The organism is Streptomyces nanshensis (assembly GCF_001751255.1).
Lineage (GTDB): Bacteria > Actinomycetota > Actinomycetes > Streptomycetales > Streptomycetaceae > Streptomyces > Streptomyces nanshensis_A.
Map to the genome: position 1 here is coordinate 1 of NZ_LJGW01000695.1, position 7,800 is coordinate 7,800.

The following is a 7,800-nucleotide window of genomic DNA, read 5'->3' on the forward strand; positions in this document are numbered from 1 at the left end:
CGCCGCGCGGCTGGGCAAGCGCGTACGGGTGCTGGACATCCTGCTGACCGAGGACCTGGCCGCGCTCCAGGCCGCGGTCACCCGCGCACCCGCCGTGGCCACCGCACCGGGCGCCGACCCGGACGGCGATCCCCCGCTGCGGGCGCCGCACCCCGGCGAGCCCGTACCGGCGACGTACGGACAGCGCGGACTGTGGTTCCACGAGTCGCTGCACCCCGGCAGCGCCGTCTACAACGAGCCGCTGGTGCTGCGGCTGCGCGGGCCGCTGGACGTCACCGCGCTCTCCCGCGCGGTCGACGCCGTGGTCGCGCGGCACGAGGCCCTGCGCACCGGCCTGGTCATGGAGGGCGGCGAACTGCGCCAGGAGATACGGCCGTTCACGCCCCACGGGCTGACCGTGCGGGCCCTTCGCGCCGTGCCCGCCGGCGAGCGGGCGGCCGAGGAGGAGCGGGCCGTACGGGAGGCGGTGCGGCGTCCCTTCGACCTCGTGCACGGGCCGCAGGTGCGGGCGGAGCTGCTGCGCTGCGCCGCCCGTGAGCATCTGCTCGTGCTGTCCATGCACCACAGCGTCTTCGACGGCGGTTCGGCGGACACGCTCTTCGAGGAACTGGCCGCGCTCTACACGGCGTTCGAGGCGGAGAGCGGCGCGGCGGACGGCCTGAACGGCGCGGACGACGTGACCGGCGTGGACGGCGCGCCGCAGACGGCGGTGGAGAAGGCCGCCGGACTCGGCCCGCCGCAGAGCCAGTACGCCGACTTCGCGATCCGGCAGCACGCCCTGGTCGAAGAGGACCGCCTCGCCGAGGACCTGGCGTACTGGCGCGGCCGGCTCGACGGTCTGCCCGAGACGTTGGACCTGCCGACGGACTTCCCCCGTCCCGAACTCCCCTCCGGCGAGGGCGCGCTCGTCCGTGCGCGCCTCTCCCCCGAGCTGACCGAGCGCGTCGACAAGCTGGCGCACGACGCGGGAGCGACCCGTTATACGGCGTTCCTCGCCGCCCTCCACACGCTCCTCGCGCGCTACTGCGGCACGGAAGACCTCGCGGTGGGCGCGCCGTTCTCCGGGCGCGACCATCCGCGCACGGAGCGGTCCGTCGGCTACTACCTCAACACCCTGCCGCTGCGGGCCGACTTGGGCGGTGCGCCCGGCTTCCGTGACCTGCTCGCCCGTACCCGGCGGACCGTCACCGACGCCTACACCCACCAACGGCTCCCGTACGGACTGCTGTTGGAGCGCACGGGCCGCATGTCCTCGGCGGAGAACCCGTACCTCCAGGTGTGCCTGGTCCCGGAGGACGTCTACCGGCACGAGATGACCTTCGCGGGGATCGAGTCGTCCTTCGAGTACGTCGACACCGGGATCGCCAAGTTCGACCTGACGGTCAATCTGATCCCGGACGCGGAGGGCGGTCTGCGGCTGACCGTGGAGTACAGCACGGACCTCTTCCGGGCCTCGACCGTGGAGCGCATGGTGGGCCACTTCCGTACGCTGCTGGAGTCGGCCGTCGCCGAGCCGGACGTGCCGGTGACGCGGCTGCGGATGCTGACGGGGGCCGAACGCACGCGTGTCCTCAGTACGTTCGCCGACGGTGAGACCGTGCACGCACCGCCGACGGCCGTGCACGAACTGGTCGCCCGGCAGGCGGAGAGCACGCCCGACGCGCCCGCCCTCACCGACGACGCCGGCGTCCATCTCACCTACCGCGAACTGACCGAGCGGGCCGACCGGTTGGCGCACTACCTCGCCGAACGCGGCGTGGATCCCGGCACGATGGCGGGCGTCCGGCTGCCCCGCGGGGCCGACGCGGTGATCGCCTTCCTCGCCGTCCTCAAGACCGGCGCGGCCTACGTCCCGCTCGACCCCGCCTATCCGGAGCACCGGCTCGCCTTCATGGCGGAGGACGCCGGGCTCGCGATCGAGCTGACCCCGGAGGTCCTCCACGACGACCACGACGCGATCGCGGGCAGCCCGGCCCGCGCGCCGGCCGTCGCCATCTCAGGGGACGACGCCGCGTACGTCATCTACACCTCGGGCTCGACGGGGCAGCCGAAGGGCGTGCAGGTCCCGCACCGGGCGGTCGCCGACCTCGTGCTGGGGATGCCGTCGTGGACGGGGACCGGGCCCGGTTCGCGGCTGCTGCTGGTCTCCTCGCTCTCCTTCGACCTCGTCACGTTCGACATCTGGGGGGCGCTCGCGAACGGGGCGCAGCTCGTCCTCGCACCGGCGGAGGGGCTCACCTCCGGCCGCCTCGGCTCGTACATCGCCGGGCACGGCATCACGCACGGGAACATGCCCACGGCCCTCTTCCACCGCCAAGTCGAGGAGAGCCCAGGCTCTTTGGCGGGGCTGCGCACCCTCGTGGTCGGCGGCGAGGCCCTCGATCCGGGGCTGGCGGCCACCGCGCTGGAGGCGAATCCGGGCATGCGGCTGATCAACGGCTACGGCCCGGCGGAGGCCACCACGTACTCGACGTACCACACGATGACCGGCCCGGACGAGGTCACCGATCCCCTGCCGATCGGGATACCGACGCCCAACACCCGGGTCCGTGTCCTCGACGGCAACCGGCAGGCGGTGCCCGTCGGCGTCACCGGCGAACTCCACCTGGGCGGGCCCGGGTTGGCGACGGGCTATCTGCACCGGCCCGAGCTGACGGCCGAGCGCTTCGTGCCCGACCCGTACGGCGCACCGGGCGAACTGCTCTACGCCACCGGCGACTTGGCGCGCTGGCGGGAGGACGGGACGATCGACTACGCGGGCCGCGCGGACGGGCAGTTCAAGCTGTACGGCTACCGCGTGGAGCCCGGCGAGATCGAGGCGGCGCTGCGGACGCACCCGGACGTCGCCTCGGTCCTGGTGATGCGGCGCGAGGACCGTCCGGGCAGCCCGTATCTGGCCGCCTACTACACGACGGCGCCCGGAAGCACGGTCACCGCCCGCGAGTTGAGGGACGTGGCGTCCGCGCGGCTGCCCGGCTACATGGTGCCCGGGGTCTTCACGGCGCTGGAGCGCTTCCCCGTCACCGCGGGCGGCAAGACGGACCGCGCGGCGCTGCCCGTACCGGCGGCCGTACGCGAGGAGTCCGTGCGCGAAGAGGCTGTGCGCGGCGAGGAGCCGGAGCGCGAAGAGACCGTACGGGAGGCGGGAGCGGCACCCGCGGAGAAGGGCACGTCAGTGCTGGAGCAGGTCGCCGCGATCTGGCGCGAGGTCGTCCCGGTCGACGAACTCGACCCGGACGAGCGCCTCTTCGACATCGGCGGCGCCTCGCTCCATGTGACGGCGATCCACGAGCGCGTGAGCGAGCGCTTCGGGCTCTCGCGGCTGCGCGCCGTCGACCTCTTCAGCCACCCCACGCTCCGCGGCTACGCCGCGCTGGTGGAACGGCTGTACACCGAGGAGAGGGGTGAGCGGCGATGACCGGCGCCGCGGGCAGCGACGGGCGGGACGGCGCCTACGCCGCGTACGCCACCTTCGCCGGGGACGAGCGGGCCGTGCAGCCGCCCGTCGCCGTCGTCGGCATGGCGGGCCGCTTCCCCGGCGCGGGCGACGTCGACGCGCTGTGGTCGATGCTGACGGCGGGCCGGGAGGCCGTACGCCGGTTCTCGGACGACGAACTGCGCGCCGCGGGCGTACCGGAGGAGCTGGCCGCCGATCCCGAATATGTGCCGTACGGCGCCGACTTGGCGGGCATCGAGGACTTCGACGCGGCGTTCTTCGGGATGACGCCGGCCGAGGCGCGGCTCGTCGACCCGCAGCAGCGGATCTTCCTGGAGTGCGTGTGGCGGGCGCTGGAGGACGCGGGCACGCCGCCCACCGCGTACGACGGCGCCGTCGGCGTCTTCGCCGGCTCCAGCCTGAGTTCGTATCTGCTGCACCATGTGCTGCGTTCGCCCGAGTACCGGGACCAGGCGTTCACGTACCCCGTCCTGCTCGGCAACGACAAGGACTTCTTCGCCACCCGGGTCTCCTACGCGCTGAATCTGCGCGGCCCGAGCCTCAACGTGCAGTCGGCGTGCTCCAGTTCGCTGGTCGCGGTCGACCAGGCGTGCGCGGCGCTGCGCTCGGGCGGCTGCGACGTGGCCGTGGCGGGCGGCGCCAGCGTCTTCACGCCGCAGACCGCGGGCTACCGCTACCGCTCGGGCGGTACGTACGCGCGGGACGGGCACTGCCGCCCGTTCGACGCCGCGGCCTCCGGCATGGTCAGCGGCAGCGGCTGCGGCGTCGTGGTGCTCAAGCGCCTCGACGACGCGCTGGCCGACCGGGACCGGGTGTACGCGGTCGTCGCGGGCACCGCGGTCAACAACGACGGTTCCCTGAAGGCGGGTTACAGCGCCCCGAGCGCCCTCGGCCAGGAGGAGGCCGTGCGGCGCTGCCTGGAGCTGGCGCGGATACCGGCGTCGGCGGTCGGCTATGTCGAGGCGCACGGCACGGGCACCTATCTCGGCGACCCCATCGAGGTCTCGGCGCTCACCCGCGCCTACGAGCGCGGCGGCGATCCGCCCGCCGAGTGCGCCCTCGGCAGCATCAAGGCCAACATCGGGCACCTCGACGCCGCCGCGGGCGTCACCGGGCTGATCAAGACGGCACTGGTGCTGTACCACCAGACGGTCCCGCCGCAGGTCAACTTCACCGAGCCCAATCCCGAACTGCGCCTGGCCGAGACGCCGTTCGTCGTACGGGACCGGCTCCTCCGCCCCGCCGCGCCGATCAGCGCCGCCGCCGTCAGCTCGCTCGGCATCGGCGGCACCAACGCGCACTCCGTCCTGACCAGGGCGCCGGCTCCCCCGCCGCGCGGGGCCGAGCCCGGCGGCGACGTCGTCCTGACGCTGTCGGCACCGGACGAGCGCGGCGTACGGGACACCGCGGCGGACCTGCTCACTCACCTGGACCGGAACCCGGAGACCCGGCTCGACGACCTCGCCTACACGCTCGCCCACGGGCGGCTGCGGATGAAGCACCGGATCTCGCTGACCGCCGCGACCCAGGAGGAGGCCGTGGCGCGGCTGCGGGAGGTGTGCGACGGACGGCATGAGGAGCGGCGCGCGGCGGACGGCGGGTCCGGCGGTGCGGCGGACGGGCGGACGTCCCGCACGGAGGGCCCGGACGGCGGCACCGCACAGGCGCGCAAGATCCGCCTGCCCGGGATCCGTCTCCACCGGGCGCGCCACTGGATCGAGTTCACCCCGGCGTCGGGTCCCGCCGCCCCGCCGACGCCTCCCGGAGGGGAGGCGCCGGAGGAGCGCGCGGAGCCGGCCGCCGGCGAGCGCGCGGAGGACCCCGTGGCGGTCGCGACCGAGGTCTTCCGCGCCCGCCTGGGCATCGAGTCCGTGGGTCCGGACGACGACTACTTCGCGCTCGGCGGCGACTCCCTGCACGCCATCGAGGTCGCCGACGCCCTGAGCCGCCGGCTGGAGGCGCGGCTGACGCTGGAGCAGTTCACCAGGCTGGGCACGCCGCGTGCGGTGGCCGAGTGGTGCGCTGCGCCGCACGACGACGCGTCGCTGGTGCCCGTCAAGGAGGGCAAGGCCGACGAGGTGCCGGTCTTCCTCATCCACCCCTCCGGCGGCACGGTCTCCTTCGCGCTGGGCCTGGCCGGACACAGCGCCGACCCCAGCCCGGTGTACGGCATCAAGTACCCGGTGGAGCTGGCGGATTCGCTGACGACGGTCCCCCGGATCGCCGAGCACCACGTACGCCTCATCCAGCGGGTGCGGCCGCACGGCCCGTACCGGCTGGGCGGCTATTCGTTCGGCGGCACGGTCGCGCTGGAGGCCGCGCGGCTGCTGACCGGCATGGGCGAGCGCGTCGAGCAGGTGCTGCTGTGGGACACCCCGCCCCCGCACGAGAAGCCCGGAAGGGAGCGCGGCGAGCAGGAGTTCCTCGACCTCTTCCCCGGGCTGCTGCGGCTGACCTTCGCGCTTCCGGCACCGGAGGGCGCCGCGGGCCCCGGGCCCGGCCCCGCCGCCGACGAGGGCGAGCAGCGCCCCCGCACCGTGGACGAGGCCGTCGAGTCCGTACGGGCCCCAGACTGGAGCCAGGCCACCGTGCGCGAACTGACCACGATGTACACGGTCTGGCGCACCTGCGACCGTGCGCTCGCGTCGTACCGGCCCCGCCCGTACGACGGTCCGGTGCATCTCTTCTCCGCCGAACAGCCCCTGCCGGCGGGCACGTTGGCGGGCGTCGAGGACGCGGACGCGCCGCGCTCCCCCGACGAGCTGCGGCAGCGCTGGCGGCGGCAGCTCACCGGGGAGCTGCGCGTCACACCGGTGCCGGGGCACCACTTCGACATGTTCGACTCCTCCCGGCTGCCCGGGCTGGCGGCGGCGTACGACGAGGCGCTGGCCGGAAAGCCCGGGGACACCGCTACATCGGGTGCGGGGACGCGGGCGGCACCGGGCGGGGCGGGATCGCGCGCGACGGCGGAGGCGGTACCGGCCGCGGCGGCGGGCGGGCCCCGACCGCGGCCCGTGGCGCTGGTCTTCCCCGGCCAGGGCACCCAGTACCCCGGCATGGGGCGGGAGTTGTTCGCCCGGCACCCCGAACTCACTGCGGAGGCCGACGAGGTGCTCGGCTACTCCGTCGCGGACGTCTGCGCCGGCGATCCGCTCCGTCCGCTCACCGACACCACCTGGACGCAGCCGGCCGTGTACGTCGTGAACGCCCTCGCCCTGCGCGGCCACGTGGAGGAGACCGGGGAGCACCCGGCGGTCACGCTGGGCCACAGCATCGGCGAGTACAACGCCCTTGAGGCGGCAGGGGTGTTCACCTTCGCCCAGGGACTGCGGCTGGTCGCCGGGCGGGCCCGGGCCATGGCGAGGATCGCGGGCGGGATGATCGCCGTCAACGGCCTCACGGAGGAGGAGATCGGGGAGATCCTCGACGCACGGAACGTACCGCCGGAGGGCGGCCCCGAGGCGGACGGCGCCTCCGGGTGGGTGGACCTCGCCGCCGCCAACGCCCCCCGCGCCCACACCCTGGCCGGGCCGGAGGCGGATCTGGACGCCCTCACGCCGGTACTGCTCTCGCACGGCGCCCGGTCGGTGCGCAGGCTGGACGTCAGCGGCCCGTTCCACTCCCGTCTGATGCGGCCGGCGGCGCGGGAGTTCGGCGACATGCTCGACGACCCCGCGCTGACGGGGAGTTGGGCGCCTCCGGCCGTCCCGGTCATCGCCAACACCACGGCACGCGCGCATGTCCCCGGCGGGATACGGGACGAACTCGTGGCCCAGATCGACCACACGGTGCTGTGGCGGCGCTCGGTCGAACGGGCCGTCGCCGACCACGAGCCGGAGTTCCGGGAGATCGGGGCGCGGCGGGTGCTGATGCCGATGATCTCGCAGATACGGGCGTCGCTGACGGGCGGATGACGGACGCGGCCGTCGCAGCCGCCGTGACCAGAGCCCCGAACGGCCCCCGTGTGCCCTGTGGTTCGTGTGCTTCATGTGCGTTCCAAAGGGCGGTTTAACCCCTTCTGCCGATTGTGTGCCGATCCGGCGGGGAGATCTCCGACCGGACGGCCGAGGGCGAACGCGCCCTGGGGCGTGTTGCGGCGTACGCCCGTGCCGCGTGTGCCGCGGTCACCACGGAGACGGCGGGCCGTCCGCTGTCAACCGGCCCGAGTGGAGGGATGGTTCGGTGAAGCGATGGTGGGTTGCCCTGCCGGACACGGACGCGGCGGCCCCGGTGGCGCTGCGGCTGGCGCGCGAAGCGCCGGAGCGGCTGGCGCACGCCTCCGGACGCCCCTGGCTGCTGGGCAGTTGGCCCGAGGGCGAGGCGGCCGTCGCGGAGGCCGGGCC

Annotated in this window: 2 protein-coding genes; both read left to right on the plus strand. The window is 74.4% G+C overall.

The window, feature by feature from the left end:
* Window positions 1-3,418, plus strand: a 3,418-nt coding sequence (locus AN218_RS32040; RefSeq protein WP_070020534.1) for a non-ribosomal peptide synthetase, incomplete at its 5' end; no start/stop codon positions are given.
* Window positions 3,415-7,371 carry a type I polyketide synthase gene (locus tag AN218_RS32045; RefSeq protein ID WP_070020535.1) on the plus strand — a complete coding sequence of 1,319 codons (3,957 nt, stop codon included), beginning with the start codon at window positions 3,415-3,417 and terminating at the stop codon, window positions 7,369-7,371. The genes AN218_RS32040 and AN218_RS32045, both read left to right, overlap by 4 nt.
* Window positions 7,372-7,800: the final 429 nt, after the last annotated feature.

Coding starts and splice junctions, on each gene's coding strand:
- AN218_RS32045 (WP_070020535.1), top strand. CDS start 3,415: ATGACCGGCGCCGCGGGCAGCGACGGGCGGGACGGCGCCTACGCCGCG.